At 71.3% G+C, this 17,697-nt stretch carries 10 protein-coding genes and 1 pseudogene; 6 read left to right on the top strand and 5 right to left on the bottom strand.

The window, feature by feature from the left end:
* The first annotated feature begins 584 nt into the window (after positions 1-584).
* Together RV983_RS00390 and RV983_RS00385 are read left to right on the top strand one after the other, a co-directional pair.
* Positions 585-2,381: a non-ribosomal peptide synthetase gene (locus RV983_RS00390; protein WP_475983746.1), complete on the top strand. Its 1,797-nt coding sequence runs from the start codon at positions 585-587 to the stop codon at positions 2,379-2,381.
* Entirely contained in the window at positions 2,378-7,810 is a 5,433-nt protein-coding gene (locus tag RV983_RS00385) for a non-ribosomal peptide synthetase/MFS transporter (protein WP_475983745.1), read from the top strand. The genes RV983_RS00390 and RV983_RS00385 overlap by 4 nt, the downstream gene beginning before the upstream one ends.
* On the opposite strand, the gene RV983_RS00380 is transcribed toward RV983_RS00385, so the two are convergent.
* The 3 genes from RV983_RS00380 to RV983_RS00370 form a co-directional block, all read right to left on the bottom strand.
* The gene (locus RV983_RS00380) at positions 7,776-8,327 is read right to left on the bottom strand and encodes a thioesterase II family protein (RefSeq protein WP_475983744.1); all 552 of its coding nucleotides are present in this window, start codon (positions 8,325-8,327) and stop codon (positions 7,776-7,778) included. The two genes, RV983_RS00385 and RV983_RS00380, sit on opposite strands and share 35 nt — an antisense overlap.
* 11 nt (positions 8,328-8,338) lie before the next feature.
* Complete coding sequence (locus RV983_RS00375) at positions 8,339-8,581, bottom strand: hypothetical protein (protein WP_475990575.1); 243 nt, start codon at positions 8,579-8,581, stop codon at positions 8,339-8,341.
* Positions 8,582-8,892: 311 nt separating this feature from the next.
* Entirely contained in the window at positions 8,893-9,576 is a 684-nt protein-coding gene (locus RV983_RS00370) for a TetR/AcrR family transcriptional regulator (protein WP_475983743.1), read from the bottom strand.
* Between the two features lie 149 nt (positions 9,577-9,725).
* Between RV983_RS00370 and RV983_RS00365 the strand changes: the two genes are divergently transcribed.
* From RV983_RS00365 to RV983_RS00350, 4 genes and pseudogenes are all read left to right on the top strand, one after another.
* Entirely contained in the window at positions 9,726-11,081 is a 1,356-nt protein-coding gene (locus tag RV983_RS00365; RefSeq protein WP_475983742.1) for a serine hydrolase domain-containing protein, read from the top strand.
* A gap of 183 nt (positions 11,082-11,264) precedes the next feature.
* A pseudogene (locus tag RV983_RS00360) lies at positions 11,265-11,855 on the top strand (ATP-binding cassette domain-containing protein); the annotation flags it as partial.
* Positions 11,856-12,051: 196 nt separating this feature from the next.
* Positions 12,052-12,924: a polyprenyl diphosphate synthase gene (gene uppS, locus RV983_RS00355; protein ID WP_475983741.1), complete on the top strand. Its 873-nt coding sequence runs from the start codon at positions 12,052-12,054 to the stop codon at positions 12,922-12,924.
* Positions 12,921-14,390, top strand: coding sequence for an oxygenase MpaB family protein (locus tag RV983_RS00350; RefSeq protein ID WP_475983740.1), 1,470 nt, complete (start codon positions 12,921-12,923; stop codon positions 14,388-14,390). The genes uppS and RV983_RS00350 overlap by 4 nt, the downstream gene beginning before the upstream one ends.
* 565 nt (positions 14,391-14,955) lie before the next feature.
* On the opposite strand, the gene RV983_RS00345 is transcribed toward RV983_RS00350, so the two are convergent.
* Both RV983_RS00345 and RV983_RS00340 read right to left on the bottom strand, forming a co-directional pair.
* Complete coding sequence (locus tag RV983_RS00345) at positions 14,956-15,768, bottom strand: DUF1963 domain-containing protein (protein ID WP_475983739.1); 813 nt, start codon at positions 15,766-15,768, stop codon at positions 14,956-14,958.
* A 709-nt stretch (positions 15,769-16,477) separates the two neighbouring features.
* On the bottom strand, positions 16,478-17,494 hold the full coding sequence (locus RV983_RS00340) for an alcohol dehydrogenase (protein WP_475983738.1): 1,017 nt from the start codon (positions 17,492-17,494) through the stop codon (positions 16,478-16,480).
* Positions 17,495-17,697: the final 203 nt, after the last annotated feature.

The raw sequence follows: 17,697 nt of genomic DNA, 5'->3' as shown, positions 1-17,697 counted from the left end.
CCTCCGCGCGGGCCGCCGTGTCACGGGCCAGGCGCGGTACGGCGGACGAACCCACACCCGCATGCCGACGCCGGGGAGCGGTGTCCGCCCGGACCTGTCGTCAGGGCGCCATCAAAAATGAGAGCGGCCTCAGATGATGGCCGCGGCGGATCGCCGTCACCGGCCCGCGGGGTGCCCGGGCCCCGGTCCTCCGGAAGTGGCCCACCCGATTCCCACTTCTTTCGAGGGGCACGGCCCAGGGCGGCCGGGGCGTACGGCCCCGATCGCCCAGTCGGCCCTCAGGGATCGGTTGCCCCCTGTCGGTGCAACGGCTGTCTTCCTGACTCACCACAGCTGCCGCCACGCCCGTCGCACTTCCCGGCGCATTCAGGTGAACACGGACAAGAGGTCTGAAAAGCACGGTTGTTAAGGTCTCATCAGCACCTCTATGGCGTTCGACCGGCTGTTCCTAGGGTGACTCGCGGCCCTGTCAGGGCGAGAGGAGCGAGGACGTGCAAAGCGAGTCGGGTGCCGGATCCGTGGAACTTACGGGACCCAAGGTCATGCGGGACTGTCCGGCCGGCTTGCCGGGTCTGATCAGGGAGGTGGCGGAACGGCACCCGGACCGCCCGGCTGTCCGGTCGGGGGCGGACACTCTGACGTACGGGCAACTGGACGCGTGGTCGGACGCCGTCGCCCGGACCCTGCGTGACCGGGCTCCGGAGGGCGTGCCGGTGGTGGTGGCCGTGCCCCGCAGCAACGGGCTGCTCGCGGCGCTGCTGGGCGTGCTGAAGGCAGGGCTGCCTTACCTGCCCGTCGACCCGAACGATCCGCCGGCCCGGCTGGCCGCCGTCCTGGAGACCGCGGGCAGCCGGGTGGCGCTCGTCGGCGGTCAGGCCGGACCGGTCCTGGCCGAGCACGGACTGCGCACGGTCGAGGTCGACGCATCACGTGTCGCGGTGGAATCCGGCGGCCCCGGGTTCGTGGCGGATCCGCTGCCGCAGGTGGCCGACGACCAGCCTGTGTACGTTCTGTTCACCTCCGGCTCCACGGGCGCGCCCAAGGGCGTCGTGCTGCCGAGCCTGGCGCTGTGCAACCGGCTGCTGTGGATGCGCGACACCTACGGCATCGGGCCGGAGGACCGGATCCTGCAGAAGACCCCGGTCACCTTCGACGTCTCCGGCTGGGAGCTGTGGCTCCCGCTGATCTCCGGATCCACCTGCGTCTTCCTGCCGCCGGAGGAGCACCGCGACCCGGCTCTGGTGGCGCGCGCCGTCCAGGACCACCGGATCACCGTGTGCCACTTCGTGCCGTCGATGCTCCGCGAGTTCCTGCGCGGGCCCGCCGCGCAGGACTGCACCTCGCTGCGACATGTCTTCTGCAGCGGCGAGGCCCTGCCCGTCGCCGTGGCACGCGACTTCACCGCGAGCCTGCCCGCCCGGTTGCACAACCTGTACGGCCCCACTGAGGCGGCAATCGACGTCACGCACTGGACCTGTCCGCAAGAGGCCGCCGACGTCGACCGGGTCCTCATCGGGCTGCCTGTCGACAACTGTGTCCTCGGCATCTTCGGCGGCGACGGCAAGCCGGTCCCCACCGGGGAGGAAGGCGAACTGCGCATCGGCGGCATGCCATTGGCCCTGGGCTACCTCAACCGGCCGGACCTGACGGAGCGGGCCTTCGTCCCCGCGGACGCCAACGCGTCGGTACCCGTCTGGTACCGCACCGGAGACCGGGTGCGCGTGGTGGACGGCGGCCTCGAGTACCTGGGCCGCGTCGACGACCAGGTGAAGATCCGCGGCCAGCGCATAGAACCGCAGGAGGTCGAACACCACCTTAACGGTCACCCCGAGGTGGCCGAGGGCACCGTGGTGGCGGCCAAGGTGGGTGAGGACGTGGAACTGGTGGCCTGGGTCCGTCCCACCGCCGACGGCGCCGGGACGCCGGCCGGGGACGGGCTGCCCCGCAGGCTCCGCGAGTACCTGGCCGACCGGGTACCGCCCGCCTACGTGCCGACCCGCTTCCTCATCGCCGCCGAACTCCCCCTCAGCAGCAGCGGCAAGCGGGACCGCAAACTCCTGCGGCAGCGAGCCGAGGAGCAGTTGAACGCGCAGCGGTCCGCGTCACGGTCCGGCCGGATGGACGGCGGACGGCCGCTGCTGCAGCGCCTGATGCGCGAACGCTCCGGCCGGACGGGCGCCTCCGCCGAGGAGGACGACCCGGACGCCGTGGCGTCGATCTGGTACGAGGTCCTCCCGCAGGCCTCTGAGGTAGGCGATCCGCAGGCCCGCTTCGTGGCGCTCGGCGGGCACAGCCTGCTGGGCGCACGCGTGGCCGCCGAGATCCCCAACCGGCTCGGGGTCTCCCTGCCGCCCCTCGACGCGGAAGGCGGTGCCCGATGACGACGTCCCCCGTCCACTCGCCGGGCACCGACCAGGACCGGCTGCGCGCCCTGCTGGCCACTCGGGCCGCGGCCGCCCGGCAGGGCGCCCCCCGCGACGACGGCGCCCCCGCGCCGCTCAGCACGGCCCAGGAACGCCTGTGGTTCCAGGCACAGTTGCAGCCCGACAGCCCGGCCTATCTGGTACCCGTGCTGCTGCGGCTGCGCGGCCCCCTGGAGCGGGAGGCCCTGCTCGGAGCGGTGCGCGACCTCGCCGAGCGGCACCGGGTGCTGCGCGGCGTCGTGGACGCCTCCGGTCCAAGGCCCGTGCTGCGGACCCGCGCCGTGGCCGACGTTCCCGTGGAGGACGTCGACCTCACCGCCCACCCCGACCCCGACGAGGAACTGGACCGCCAGGTCGGCGAACGCGTCCGCCGGCCGATCGCGCCGGAGAAGGAGTGCCCCCTGCGCGCGGCCTGCTTCACCGTGGGCGAGCAGGACCATGCGCTGCTGCTGGTCGTCCATCACATCGCCACCGACGCGTGGTCCAACGGCCTGATGATCGCCGACCTGGCCGCGCTGTACGCCGCCCGCCGCGGACTCGGTCCTGTACCGCAGGCGGCACCGCAGTACGCGGACGTCGCCGACCGGCTGCCCGCGGAACTGGAGGACGCCCGCCTGGACTGGTGGGAGGAGCGGCTGTCCGGCTGCGGTGCGGGACTCGACCTGCCCGCCGACCGTCCGCACCGTCCGGTCCCCTCCGACCTGGGCGGCGCGGTGCCGCTGGTTTTCTCCGCCGAACTCCACGCGCGGCTGCGTGCACTGGCCTCGTCGTCCGGCTGCACACCCTTCATGGTGCTGCTCGCGGCCTGGCAGGCGCTGCTGGCCCGCGTCTCGGGGAGTACGGACATCCCCGTCGGCGTTCCCGACGGCGGTCGTCGCACCCCCGGCAGCGACCGGGCGGTGGGCTTGTTCGTCAACACCGTGGTGATGCGTACCGACCTGTCCGGCGACCCTTCCGGGCGGACGCTGCTCGAACGGGTGCGGAGCACCGTCCTGGACGCCATCGGCAACGGCGACGTGCCGTTCGAGCGGGTGGTGGAACGGGTGCGCCCGGAGCGCGCGGCAGGCGCCAACCCCCTGTTCGACACCATGGCCAACCTCTACCGCCGGCCCGACGTCAGCGAACTCTTCGCGGGCCTCACCACGGAGTTCCGCGAGGTGCCGACCGGTTCGGTCAAGGCCGACCTCGCCCTCCAGCTCTTCGAGCGGGAGTCCGACGGCACCCTCAGCGGCGTCCTGGAGTACCGGGCCGAGCGCTTCGAGCGCGACAGCGCCGAACGGCTCGCCGACTGGTACCTGCGCCTGCTCGACGCGCTGCTGGCCGACCCCGACGCCCCCGTGGGCGCCCTCGCGCTCGACGAGCCCGGCGCCGGCGTCGTCCACGGTCCGGTCCGGCGCTTCCCGCTGGACCGCCCCGTGCACGCCCTGATCGAGGACTGGGCGGACCGCACTCCCGACAGCGTGGCGGTGGTGGCCGCCGAGGGCTCGCTGACCTATGCCGAGCTGGACCGCCGGGCCAACCGCGTGGCCCACCGGCTGCTGGCGACCGGAGTACGGCCCGGGGCCCCGGTCGCCGTCCTGGCCGAACGCGGTCTCGACCTGGCGGTCGCCGTCCTCGGAACCCTCAAGGCGGGAGCGGCCTTCGTACCGCTGGAGCCCTCCTACCCCGACCAGCGGCTGGCGGCCACGCTCGCGGCCGCCGGGAGCGAGCACCTGCTCGTCCAGTCCGCTCTCGCCGCACGCGCCACCGCCCCCCGACGCACCCTGATCGGTGAGACCGCCGCCGACGCGACGCTTCCCGACACCAGGCCGGACCCCGGGACCTCCCCGGCCGACCTCGCGTACGTGATTTTCACCTCGGGCTCCACCGGCACCCCCAAGGGCGTCGCCGTCGAGCACCGCAGCCTCGTGCACTACACGCACGGCGGCCTGGAACGCGTCGACGGCCACGGCCGCTCCTTCGCCCTGCTGTCCACCGCGGCCGCCGACCTCGGCTACCTGTCGGTCTTCGGCGCGCTGATCAGCGGCGGAACCCTGCATCTTGTCGACCGAGAGACCGCGACCGACCCGCAACGGCTCGCCGCGTACTTCACCACGCACCCGGTGGACGTGGTCAAGATGGTGCCCAGCCACGTGGAACTCCTCGCCGCCCACGGTGACCTGGCGGCCGTCCTGCCGCGCCGCACCCTGGTACTGGCCGGAGAGCCCTGCCCGTGGGAACTGGCCGACCGCATCCGCGCCGCCTGCCCCGACCTGGTGCTGCACAACCACTACGGCCCGACCGAGACCACCGTCTCGGTCCTGGGCTGCGACCTCGGGAAGGTGGACCCGCACCGGCGCGGCGGACCGGTGGCCCCGCTCGGCACTCCCTTCCCCAACGCCGTCTGCTACGTCGTGGACCCGGCGGGTCGGCCGCTGCCGCCCACCGTCCCCGGTGAGCTGCTCATCGCGGGCCCCGGCGTGTCCCGCGGCTACCTCGCCAACGCCCAGGCCACGGAACGGGCCTTCGTCCCGGATCCGCTGGACGGCACCAGCCGCTGCTACCGCACCGGTGACCGCGTGCGCGTGCGCGCCGACGGCCTCATCGAGTTTCTCGGCCGCCTCGACGACCAGGTCAAGGTCCGCGGATACCGGGTCGAACTCGGCGAGGTCGCCGCCGCCTGCCGCGCCCTGCCGGGAGTGCGCGAGGCCGTCGTCCTGGCCGTCGGGTCGGGCAATCAGCGCCACCTGGCGGCCTGGCTCGTCCCCGCCGGCGACGGGCCGCTGGACATCAAGGCCGCCCGCACCGCGCTGCGCGCCGACCTGCCGAGCCACATGGTGCCCACCGCGCTGACGTCGATAGCCGCCGTCCCGCTGACCCCCAACGGGAAGGTGGACCGCGCCGCGCTGCCCCAGCCGTCGGCCCAGGCCGCGGCGGAGCGGGTCACACCGAGCACGGACACCGAGCGGCGCATCGCAGCCGTCTGGCAGGAGGTGCTGGAACTCCCCGACGCCGACCTGGACGTCGACGAGGACTTCTTCGCCCTCGGCGGCGACTCCTTCCGCGCCCTGCGGGCCGCCCGCGCCATCGACCCGGACCTGCGGGTCATCGACCTGTTCACCCGCCCCACCGTGCGCGACCTGGCGCTGTTCCTGGACGGGCCGGCCGAGCGCGACACCCGGCTGCTCCAGCGGCTGGCCGGACCGGCGCAGGGGACCACCGTCGGCCTCACCGTGCTCTGCGTCCCGTACGCGGGCGGCTCCGCCGCCTCGTACGGCCCGCTCGCCGCCGAGCTGGCGGCGCGTCACCCCGACGCGGAGGTCCTCGCCCTGGAACCGCCGGGGCACGACCCGGCCCGTCCGGACGAGGTCATGCCGACCCTCGCCGAGCTGATCGACGGCTGCCGGGACGAACTCGCCGGACGCGAGGGCCCGGTACTGGTGTACGGGCACTGCGTGGGCACGGCCACGGCGGTCGGCCTCGCCCTGGAACTCGAGGCGCGCGGCACCGAACTCGCCGGCGTCGTCCTCGGCGCGTCCTTCCCCACGGCCCGGCTCCCCGGACGCCTCTCCTCCCTGGTGGACCGCTGGTTCCCCAGCGACCGCTGGACCTCCGACCGGGCCTACCGCGAGGTGCTGTCCGCCCTCGGCGGCCAACTGGAGGAGGCGACCGAGGAGGCCGTGATCCGCGGCGTGCGGCACGACGTGCGCCAGGCCGTGGACTGGTTCAGCGCCCGGCTCGGCACCCCCGAAGCGGCGCGCCTGCGCACGCCCGTGCTGTGTGTCATCGGGGACCGCGACCGCACCACGGAACTGTCCGAGGAGCGGTTCGCCGAGTGGTACGCCTTCGCGGACCGGGTCGACCTGGCCCGGATCCCCGACGCCGGCCACTACTTCGTCAAGCACCAGGCGAGTGAGCTCGCGGACCTCATCTCCGGACGGCTCACGGACCGCGAGGCCGCCGGCACCGCACCCGGAAGTACGCCGACCGCCGCCCCGGCCCGTCCCCGCCGGCCCGCCGGCCAGGACCTGCGCGACCTCCGGAGATTCGGCCTGCTGGCGCTGAGCCAGACGATCCTGCTGACGGGCGCGAGCCTGACCGCCTTCGGCCTCGGTGTGTGGGTCTACCAGCGCACCCACAACGTCGGCTACTACTCGATGATCACCATGCTGGCCCTACTGCCCGCCGTGCTCGCCGCTCCCCTCGGTGGCGCCGTGGCCGACCGGTACGAGCGGCGCAAGGTCATGCTGGCCTGCACAGCCGTCTACGGCATCGCGCTGGCCGCGCTCACCACGGTCGCGGCAGCAGGCGCGCTCCAGGTCTGGCAGATCGCCCTCTTCGCCGGACTGACCTCGCTCACCGCGGCGTTCCAGCGCCCCGCCTACCTCGCGGCCGTCGCCCAGCTCGTGCCGAAGCCCTACCTGGCGCAGGCCAACGGCGTGGCCCAACTCGGCACCGCGCTGAGCACGCTCATCGCACCCGTCCTCGGTGGAGCGCTCATCACCTTGGCCGGTCTCAGCGGCGTGATCGCCCTGGACCTCGTGGGTCTCGCGGGCGGCGCGGCGGTCCTGCTGGCCGTGCGCTTCCCGGACCGCCTCTTCCGCAGGCGACGGGAGACCTTCGGCTCCGCCATCACCGGTGGCTGGCGCTTCATCGTGCGCCGCAAGCCCATGGTGGCGATGGTGGTCTTCTTCGTGGTGGTCAACTACATCACCGCCACCACCACGGTGCTCACCGCCCCGCTGGTGCTGTCCTTCAGCACCCCGGCCGTCCTCGGACTGGTGACCGCCGCCGGCGGCCTGGGCGCGGCGGTCGGCGGACTGGCCATGGCCTTCTGGGGAGGCACCCGCCGTCGCGCCGACGGCATGATCGCCACCACGGTCGGCATGGGCCTGGCCACCGCCCTGATCGGCCTGCGGCCGGCGCCCGTGCTGATGGGCATCGGCCTGTTCCTGTGGTGGGCACTGAACGCCGTGCTCAACGCGCACTGGCTGGCGATCATCCAGGCCAAGGTCGGCCTGGAACTCCAGGGCCGGGTCGTGGCGACCAACCAGATGCTGGCCACTGCGATGATGCCGCTCGGCTTCCTGCTGACCCCGGTGCTCAACGAGCACGTCTTCGGCCCGCTGGTCAGCGGGAACCACGTGTTCCGGGCCGTGCTGGGCGACGGACCGAGCCGCGGCATGGGCCTGCTCATGATCACGGGTGGCCTCCTGCTGTCCTGCTGGGGCGTCCTCGGGCTGCGTTACCGCCCGCTGCGGCGCATCGAGGACAGGCTGCCGGACGTCCCCACCGGCAGCGTCATCTCCGAGGACCTCGACGTCCTGCAGGGCCAGGCGGACGCCCTGCAGGACGAGGCGGATTCGGCGCTGCTCAGCCCAGCAGGCGGGGGCGCAGCACGGCGGTGACGGCGTCGACGACGGGGGCCCACCCTTCACGGATGAAGAGGTGGGCCCCCGGCTCGTTGCGCAACTCGAACCCCGCGGTGGTCCGGTCCGCCCAGGACGCCATGTCCGCGGCGGGCACCACCTGGTCCTGGTCCCCGGCGAAGCCGGCGTTGGCCGCGCCGAGCCGCCACGGTGCGCCCGGCCGCGGACGGTACGAGCGGTACAGCGCGAAGTCCGCGGCGAGCAGCAGCGTCAACTGGCGTACCCAGGCTTCGTCGTCGCGGATCTCCGCGGGGAGACCGCCGAAGTAGCGGTCGATGTGATGCGCCAGTTCCTCCGGCGGCGCGTCGGTCGGCACCGTGCCCGTACCGGGCGCATGCGCGGCGCTCACGAAGAGGTGGACCGGGCCCTGGCCGGTCGTGCGCTCCAGCCGGGTGGCGAGTTCGTACGCCACCATGGCCCCCATGCTGTGCCCGAAGAACGTGGAGGGGACCTCGGGAAGTTCGGCCCAGGCACCGGAGAGCCGGTCGAGCAACACGACGGTCTTCTTCAGTTCGCTGATCTTCTTGCGTAGCTGGGTTTCGACGTCAGGTGTGGCGCCTCGAGCCCGGAGAGTACGTAGAACTCGTTTTTCAGGACAAGGTGGCGCTGGGTGAGCGCGTTTCGAGGGACATCAGCCTTGATGGCGAGCGCAACGATGATGAGGGCCCCGTTGGAACGTTCAGGGACACCGTTGAGAATGCGTTCTGTCGCGGCGCGGATCCGGTCGCGTTCGTCGGGCGGAGGGCTCATTTTTGGCGCTCCGAGGACCGAAGACCTACGGCGCCACGTTTCCCAAAGCCGTCGCGAGGATCGCGCCCAGGCCCGCTGGCGCGCGATCACCGGGGCCCAGCTCGTCGCCCTCGTCCGCGCGGGAGCGAGTTTCGAGAACGGCGTCCTGGTCGAGCGTCAGGACCAAGCCGCATGAGATCCTCACCGATCCAGATCGGATCATGGCCCAGTCCGCTGTGCTGCGGCACCTGGACCACAGGGCCACCGCCTCCGCCTCGGCCTCGCCGTTGACCCGTGGGTCGAGCGCCCCTTGCTCGAAAATCGCGTGATGGTCACCGAGTAGGCCCGCGTTGCAGCGCCTGCAGCCCGTCGAGGATGGCCTGGAGACCGATGTGGAAAGTGTTGTCGGGCGCCGCGCCGTAGTCGGCGCTGTGGGTGTCGAGGCGGGCGCGCAGCCGAGGGAATTGTGCAGCGATCTCGCGAGCCTGGGCCTGGGCTTCACCGATGGCCTGTTCGGCGTCACCGCTGCCTTCGCGCCGCAGTTTGTGGGTGAGTGAGGCTGTCGCGGCTGGGCCGAGGGCGTTGCCGAGGACGAAGGTGAAAACGGCGCCCGCGGCCTGGTCGGCTGCGGGGCCGGCGAATCCCGCAGCTTCGAAGATGGCGAGGAGGTGGTCGTCGTGGCGGGCCTTGCCGGGGCCGAACATGAGGAGGGAGCCGAAGGCCTGCAGCAGCCAAGGGTGGCGGGTGAGCATTGCGTACAGGTCGCTTGCCATGATGGTGGCCGCCGTGCGCCAGCCGACCGCGTCAGGGTCGGGCAGCGCGATTTCGTGCCACAGCTGGTCGCCGGCGAGGGCGATGAGGTTGTCCTTGCTGCCCACGTGCCAGTAGACCGCGGTGGCCGCGGAGCCCAGCCGCTGGCCCAGTGCCCGCATGCTCAAGCCCTCCAGCCCTTCGGCGTCCAGCAGGGTGATGGCGGCAGTGAGGATCTGTTGGCGGGTCAGCGTGTTGCGGGGCATGGATTCACGATAGCCCTCGACTTGCACGCCGTTCAAGAAACTTCTTGCACAGTGTACAAGTCGTTCGTTAGCCTCCACTTGAACACAGTGCAAGTCGCCGCGACGCCCAAGGCGCTGTGCGAGACCACACGATCGAGGGGGGAACCGAGATGTCACACGATGCGCTGGCGGTGTTCGTCGAGGAGAAGGCCAAGGAGCTCGGCATCCCGGGTGCGGCGGTGGGAGTCCGGGTGGGCGGACGGGAGCTGACCGTCTGCCACGGCGTGACGAGCATCGACAATCCGCTGCCCGTCGACCGGGACACACTCTTCGTGCTGGGCTCGGTCACCAAGACCTACACGGCGACCGCGATCATGCGCCTGGTCGAGCAGGGGCGGGTCGAGCTGGAGGCGCCAGTGCGCCGCTACGTTCCCGAACTCCGGCTCCCCGATGCGGGCGCGGCCGCACAGATCACCGTCCTGAACCTGCTCAACCACACCGCCGGGTTGGACACCCGGATGGTCTTCGACAGCGGAGACGGAGACGACGCGCTGGCCCGCGAGGTGACCCACATGGCCGAGGTGGCGCTGATCGGCCCAGTCGGCGGCCGCGCCTCCTACAGCCAGCTCGGCTACAACCTGCTCGGTCGCGTCGTCGAGAACGTCACCGGCGAGACCTACGAGGCCGCTGTCGCCTCACTCGTCCTGGAACAGGCCGGCATGACCGACAGCGTCTTCACCGCCGGACAGGCCATCACCCGCCGGTTCGCCGTGGGCCACAACCTCAGCGAGGGGGCGCTCGAGGTCGCCCGGACTTGGAAGGACACGCGCGGCAACAACCCGGGCGGCGGCCTGGTCTCCTCGGTCTCCGACCAGTTGCGCTGGGCCCGGTTCCACCTCGGCGGCGGGGACCTGGCGAGGCGCATGCAGGAGCCGACGGTGGAGCTGCACGGATCCACGCTCGGCGACGCCATAGGCCTCGGCTGGTTCCTGCGCGACGTTGACGGAGTGCGCACCGTCGGGCACGGCGGATCGACCAACGGACAGTTCGCCAACCTGCTGATGGTTCCGGAGCGGGACTTCGCCGTGGTGGTGGCGTCCAATGCCGGGCCCGACAGCGGCCTGGAGTTCAACCAGGCTGTGATCCGCTGGGCGCTCGAGCACTACCTTGGCGTGGTCGAGCGCGACCCCGACCCGCTCCCGTACGACCCCCAGCGCGCCCAGGAGATCACCGGGCACTACGAGAATGAATTCATGACGCTGATCATCGACACTGACGGCGACACGTTGACGGTTGAATGCCGGATCAAGCCGGAGATCCGCGCGGCGGCCGACAGGGAACTGCCGGCGGACCTGCCGCCGGCCAGCCTCGGCCTGCTCCCCGGGAGCGGCGACGAGTACATCGTCACCGGTGGCGGCCTGATCGGCCAGCGCGGTTTCCTCACCCGCGACGCCGACGGCGCCGTCATCGGGGCCGACATGGCCGGACGGTTCTTCAACCGGGTCTCCTCGACACCCTCCGAGTGACACCTGGGGACCCCCGGAGAGCGCCGCAGGCGAGGCTGGCACAGCTTCGCCCAGGTCCACAACATTTGACAATTACTCCTGTCGCGCGCTCACCGTGGTCGTCCGGGAGGTGTCGGCGGTGGCAGGCCGTCCTGTCGGTGGCCTGTAGGTGGTTTGTCGGTGGCGGCTGACAGCTTGGTCGGCATGACGCGAATCGACAAAAACTCCACCGACGCCTCTCCGGACGCGGCCGTCACCGTACGCGGGCTGGTCAAGCACTACGGCGAGACCAGGGCGTTGGACGGCGTTGACCTCGATGTGCGCGAGGGCACCGTCCTCGGCCTGCTCGGGCCGAACGGCGCCGGCAAGACCACCCTCGTCCGCTGCCTGTCCACCCTCATCGCCCCCGACGCCGGCCACGCCGTGGTCGCCGGCTACGACGTCGTCCGCCAGCCCCGCCAGACCCGACGCGTGATCGGCCTCACCGGCCAGTACGCGTCGGTCGACGAGAAGCTCTCCGGGTTCGAGAACCTGTACATGATCGGCCGGCTCCTCGACCTGCCCCGCAAGGAGGCGCGGGTTCGGGCCGACGGGCTCCTGGAGCGGTTCTCGCTCACCGACGCCGCCAAGCGCCCGGCGCGCACCTACTCCGGCGGTATGCGCCGCCGGCTGGACCTCGCCGCCTCGATGATCGGGCACCCGGCCGTGCTGTACCTGGACGAGCCCACCACGGGTCTCGACCCGCGCACCCGGAACGAGGTGTGGACCGAGGTCAAGCGAATGGTCACCGAGGGCGCGATGGACACCGACGCTCGGTGCGGGTTGTCGAACGCGGTCTCTGGAGCACGCTGCCGATGCCGAAAAGAAGGAATCGGGCATATGAGCTATGGGTGACGGTCACCAGTTTGGCCGATTAGGGCCCATTTATGTCGGCATACTCCTGGGAGGAACACTTTCGGTGGGGCGCGGCACAGGCGATACGGGGGTGGACGTGACCGAGCGCGGTAGGACCGACCTTGCCGCTCCGGGCGAGACAGGGGGGCCGGGTGTGACAGGCCATGGCGTCCCGCGCGCACGCGCGGCGGCGGAGGATCAGCCGGGTAGGCGACAGTACGGCGACGAGCAACGGCAGGACGACCGGCCGACGCGTGCGGTACCGCGGCACGTAGCTTGCGTGATGGACGGCAATGGCCGCTGGGCACAACGGCGTTCTCTCCCCCGAACGGCGGGCCACCGGGCCGCGGAGACCACCGTCATCGACATCATCGAGGCGGCCCGGGCCGCCGGCGTCGAGTGGCTGAGCCTGTACGCCTTCTCCACCGAGAACTGGAACCGCCCCGGCAGCGAGGTCGACTATCTGATGCACCTGGTCCGGCGGGTCGTGCGCAAACACGCGCCGCTGCTGTTCGCCCGCGGCATCCGCTGCCGCTTCCTCGGGGCCGCCGACCCGCGCATCCCCCGTGGACTGGCTCAGGATTTCGACGACCTGTCGGCTCTGACCGCCGACAACCGGAGGATGACGCTGACCGTCGCCTTCGACCACGGCGGGCGCCGCGACATCGTCGAGGCCGCGAGGTCGCTGATCCGCAGCGAAACGCCCGCCGACGAGGTGACCGAGCGGCTCTTCGCTGACCACCTGCCGTTCCCCGACACCCCCGACGTGGATCTGGTCATCCGCACCTCCGGCGAGCAGCGCATCTCCAACTTCATGCTCTGGCAGGTCGCCTACGCCGAGTGGGTCTTCCCCGAGGTGCTGTGGCCGGACTTCCGGGCCCCCGACTTCCTCACCTGCCTGCACGCCTACCAGCACCGCGACCGCCGCTTCGGCGGCGTGCCGGCCCGGACGATCGGAGATCCGTCATGACGACCGGAACCACGGGAACGGCCGACGAGGACCCCCTGTTCGGCCCGGAATCGCGGTTCAGCGCCTTCTTCGACGACCCACGCTGGGCGCTGGCCGTCATCCGCGCCACCGTGCTGGAGGCCGCTCACCCGCAGATCGGCGCCGCCCTCGTCGACAACTCCACCTTCACCACCCACCCCTGGCGCCGGCTCAGCAACACCTTCCTCAGTATGCGGCGCATGTTCGACGCCGATCCGGCGGTGCGCGAACGGGAGGCCGCCCGGCTCAACCGGCTGCACTCCCGCATGAGCGGCGCCGACTCCCGCGGGCGCGCCTACGACGCGATGGACCGCGCGACCCGTGCCTGGGTGGTCGCCACCCTCTTCGAGAGTGCGGTCACCATGTGCCGGCTGAGCGGCCAGCCGCTCGACCAGGACACGATGGAGCGGATGTACGTGAGGTACCGCGCGTTCCTCGCCGCGCTCGACGGCGACGCCGGGGAACTTCCCGAGGACCTGAACGACTTCTGGCGGTACTTCGACGCGGTCGTCGAAAACGAGCTGGAGAACACCGAGGCGGCCCGCGTCATCCTCTACCGGCTCTTCGACCACCTTCCCGCTCCGGCGCTGCTCAAGGGCGTGCCCACGCTGTGGGCGGCCGGCCGGGCTGTCGCCGGACCGCTTCTCGGCGCGATCACCGTCGCCTCGCTCCCCGAGCCGTACCGGCGCCGGGCCGGCCTGCCCGAAATGCCCGGCGCCCCGGCCCTGATGCAGGGCGCCTACCTCGCCGCCGGACTTGCCCGCTTCCTGCCCGAGGGCTTGATCAATGTCGAAAGCATCATCGAAGTCCTCTCCCTCTCACCTGGGAGCGACGACCCCCGCGCCCGGACCGTGACCGCTCTGCGTGCCCGCATGAAGCGGGCATCGGCCCTCCTCCGCCTTCTCACACCCCTGAGCGGTGACCTAGGCCCCCCACCGGACCCGGCGCCTTCGTCGGGCACCGGGCAGAGCCGACGCTTGGCGGAGCAGTTCTTCCGCCAGGTGCTGGACCAGACCGGCGACGGCCACCTCGACTGGCCTGACCTCGCCGCCATGGCCCGCGAACTCTCCACCCGCCTCGACCTGGACGAGCCCGAGGAGACCCGGCTCTACGACGCCTTCGCCGCCTGGTGGCGCGAACTCCAGGCCGCCATCGACACCGACGGCGACGGCCGCGTCAGCGCCGACGAGTATGCCGCCGCCGTCCCTTCCCTCGCCGGACCCGCGCTCATCCGTGTCGCGGAGGTCCTCTTCGACGCTACCGACAAGGACGGCAGCGGAGCCATCGACGCCGACGAGTATCGGACGCTCTTCCGCACGGCCTTCCACCGCGACCTCACCATCACCGACGGCAGCTACGGCCGGAGCGCCTTCGTGGGCGACTTCCTCGCCTTCATGACGGGCCGCCGCACGAGCACTCCGTACGACCCCCTCCTGGCCGATGCCTGACAAACTCCTGCTTCCTCGAGCGGCACGGCCCCCTTGACGCGCGCTTGTCATCCACTCACTCTGGACCGCCCCGGGTCGGGTGGAGGCTCGATTCTCTGAGAGGGGTCAGCGGCCTGATTTCGGGGGCGGGCGGGTCGGACTTCTACCGTGGGAGGGGGTAGGTGGTGCTTCCCTGCGCGGGTGCGCCCGCTCTTGGGCCGTCGCGGGACCTGGCCCGGGGCCCGCTGGGCGCTGGCCGGGAGGGCGGGAGGCGGCCCGGCAAGCGGGCCGCGCGACGGGCCGGGCAGCACGAGACCCCCGGAACCACAGGGGGAAGTTCCGGGGGTCTCGCTGTGCACTACAGTTGCGGGGCTCAACGACCGGCTGCGGCCGGTGTCACGCCCCCTTGGACACCCAACGTCGCGAGGGCCGCGCCCGCGTCCTCGCTGACGCACCCGGCCGTCGCGCTCGGGCTGCCAGCAGTGCATGCCGAGCGAGTCGCGGTCAGCCCGCCGTTCCTCGGTCAACTTCCCTCGCCCGGTGACCTCGTCTGGGGCCATGGGCAGGGGCTGGCCTTTCTCGTATTCTAGGCGTCGAAGCGATGGGTGAACGGGCGCCCGGGGCAGGTGCGGCACTCGAAGAGGTAAACGCCGCCCAGGTCGCCGAGCACCAGGCCGGGCCCTTCCGGCCGGATGTCGCGGTCCTCGAGCGGAGTCCACGCCCGCCGGGAATCGGCCTCTTCGGTGCTCTCCACTGTCAGCAGATGATCCATCGGTGTCCTGCAGCCGGGGCAGTTCGGCCATTGCGGATCCTGGCACCAGCCCGGGTAGCCGCCCAACTTGATGCCCGGCGCGGTGGACAGGTGGTACTGGTACTCCCAGCCTGTTTCCTTCTCCACCTGTTCGAAGCGGACTTCCAGGGCATCCCAGAGCTCGTACGGCAGGTCCCAGCTCGGGTACTCCGTTACCAGCTCCGGATGCACGACACACGGCCGCGGGACCTGCCTGTATTCGGTCTCCGGCGGCAGCGGCGGGGCTTGCCGGACCTCTCCTACCGCTTCCGCAGCCCGCCAGCAGACCGTCGGAACGACCCACTGGTCCTCATGTCGTCGCGGGCACCACAGGACCTGGAGCAGATCGCACCCGTCCGGGAAGGGCACGATATCCGGTACTTCAAAGCGGTAGATCTGGATGACCGCGACCATCGGCGACCCCGGATGCTCCGAGCACTCCGGCCAGGGCTCCCTCGCCGGCCAGAGCAGCGGGCCGCCCACCGAGCTGTCGCGGCATGTCGGCTCGCCTGAACGCGGATGCAGCCGTACAGCCTCCCTGCGGAAAGGGATAACCTCAGGAAACAGCTCTTCGACGTTCAAGGGGCGTGGCGGGGTTCGACGGGTCACGCGCGGACGCTACCTGTGACCGCGGCTCTGATGCATCAGGGATTTTTCCGATGCCCGACCAAGCTCCCCACGGCCTGATCGGCCCAGGGATCTTCCGCACCTCTCGCGGTCCCGACTCTCCGGAGCCACAAGACTGCTCACGGACCCATGCAGGGGCTGGGCTGGGACTCCCTGTGCGGAGTTCCGGCCCGGCCTTTCGCGTGTGCTGTGGTGGTTACCAGCGCATGCCGAGGGCGTCGAGTTCGGCTCTCCGTTTCTCGGTGAGTTTGTCGGCGATGGCGTCCCTTGTCGTGGCGGCTGACCAGCAGGTGATCGCGGGCTCAGCCCTGTCTCGGCCCGGTGTCCTCCCGATCGCCCGCGCGATCGTTCGCATCGAACGCCTGGCGACCTGGGCCGGGGGCTCGCCTCGGCCACGGCAGCCGGGAGCCGTCGAGGGTAGGAGCACCTACGCCTCGATCTGCGAGCCCATGATCACCGTTCGGTCCCGGGGGTGCCGTCGTCACCGTCTCGCGCGCGGAGGAATAGCTCCCGTTCCGGCCGCCATGCCGCCGACGGCCCCCACGCTGTGCGAATGGAGAGGGACGGCCGGCATCGCATGTTGATGCCGGTCATTTCTCCCGTCGTCCCGCGAGGGGCGGAGGGACGGACCTGACGTCGGTCCGTCCCCTCGGTGCCGGGAGGTCTAAGTCTGCCCGGCACCGCTGCTGCCTCAGGACGTCATGTCGAGCACCACGCGGAAGCGGGCCGCGCCCGACAGCATGCGCTCGTAGGCCTCGGGTGCCTGGGAGAAGGGCATGACCTCGACGCTGGGGCGGATGTCGTGGGCGAGGGTGAAGGCAAGGTTGTCCTCGTTCTCGATGGACGAACCGGTCAGGCTGCCGACGACGGAACGAGTACCGAAGATCAGGTCGGGGGTCGAGATCGTCAGGGGGTCGGGTGCGGCTCCCACTACGACGAGCTTGCCGTTGGGCGCGAGACCGCGGACCAGCGCGTTCATGGAGGCGCCGTTGGACGCTGTGGCGATGATGAGGGAGGCGCCACCCAGGGCACTCAGGGCGGCACCGGGATCAGTGTTGTTGCTGTCGATGTACTCGTGGGCGCCCAACTGCCGGGCAGACGCCTCCTTCTCCTTGCCCCGAGCCACGGCGGCGACCCGGTAGCCGAGGCTCCGGGCGTACTGAAGGGCCAGGTGCCCCAGACCTCCGATGCCCTGTACGGCGACCAGGGCGCCGGCCCGCGTCGGCCCCTGCTGGAGCGCTGTGAAGGTGGTCAGACCCGCGCACAGCAGCGGCGCGGCGTCGATCGCCGAGATGCCGTCGGGGATTCGCACTAGCCCGCTGGCGCGGGCGTACGTCACCTCTGCGTAGCCGCCGTCGATCGTGGTACCTGTCTGCTGCTGGTAGCGGCAGTTCACGAAATCGCCTCGGCGGCACGGCTCGCATTCCCCGCACTGACCGTTCAGGAAACCGATGCCGACGCGGTCGCCGGGCTGCCAGGCGGTGACGCCGGACCCGACGGCGTCGATGACGCCGACGACCTCGTGGCCAGGGACTACGGGCTGCGAAGGATCCGGGCGCAGGCCTTCCACGGCCAGCACGTCGGTGTGGCAGACCCCGCAGGCTTCGACTCGCAACCGAACGTGTCCCGGTGCGGGATCGGCCAGGTCACGCTCGACTAGCCGCAGGTTGTGTACGCCGGTGGCCTCGAAGGCCCGGTACGTGGACATGACTGCTCCTGTGTATGGGGGTGGTGCTGTGTGGGGTGCTGCCGATGCAGGCAGTGGGGCCCGTTCCGGGCGACCGCGGATCGCGGCGCACCGTGTCTGCTCAAGGCCCGCGGTAAGATCTACCAAAATAGGCGACCGGTCGGCTAGCGTCAACCTGTCGGGTCGGCTCTGCCTAGAGTCCCAAGCACTTCGCGCTGACGGAG

It is taken from the genome of Streptomyces sp. RLA123 (genome assembly GCF_056270165.1).
This window is presented reverse-complemented; position numbering and strand designations above follow the sequence as displayed.

Excerpts from the sequence above, each read along its gene's own strand:
- RV983_RS00375 (WP_475990575.1), bottom strand. The coding sequence starts at position 8,581 with ATGAGCCCTCCGCCCGACGAACGCGACCGGATCCGCGCCGCGACAGAA.
- RV983_RS00340 (WP_475983738.1), bottom strand. The coding sequence starts at position 17,494 with ATGTCCACGTACCGGGCCTTCGAGGCCACCGGCGTACACAACCTGCGG.
- RV983_RS00370 (WP_475983743.1), bottom strand. The coding sequence starts at position 9,576 with ATGCCCCGCAACACGCTGACCCGCCAACAGATCCTCACTGCCGCCATC.
- RV983_RS00350 (WP_475983740.1), top strand. The coding sequence starts at position 12,921 with ATGACGACCGGAACCACGGGAACGGCCGACGAGGACCCCCTGTTCGGC.
- RV983_RS00385 (WP_475983745.1), top strand. The coding sequence starts at position 2,378 with ATGACGACGTCCCCCGTCCACTCGCCGGGCACCGACCAGGACCGGCTG.
- RV983_RS00365 (WP_475983742.1), top strand. The coding sequence starts at position 9,726 with ATGTCACACGATGCGCTGGCGGTGTTCGTCGAGGAGAAGGCCAAGGAG.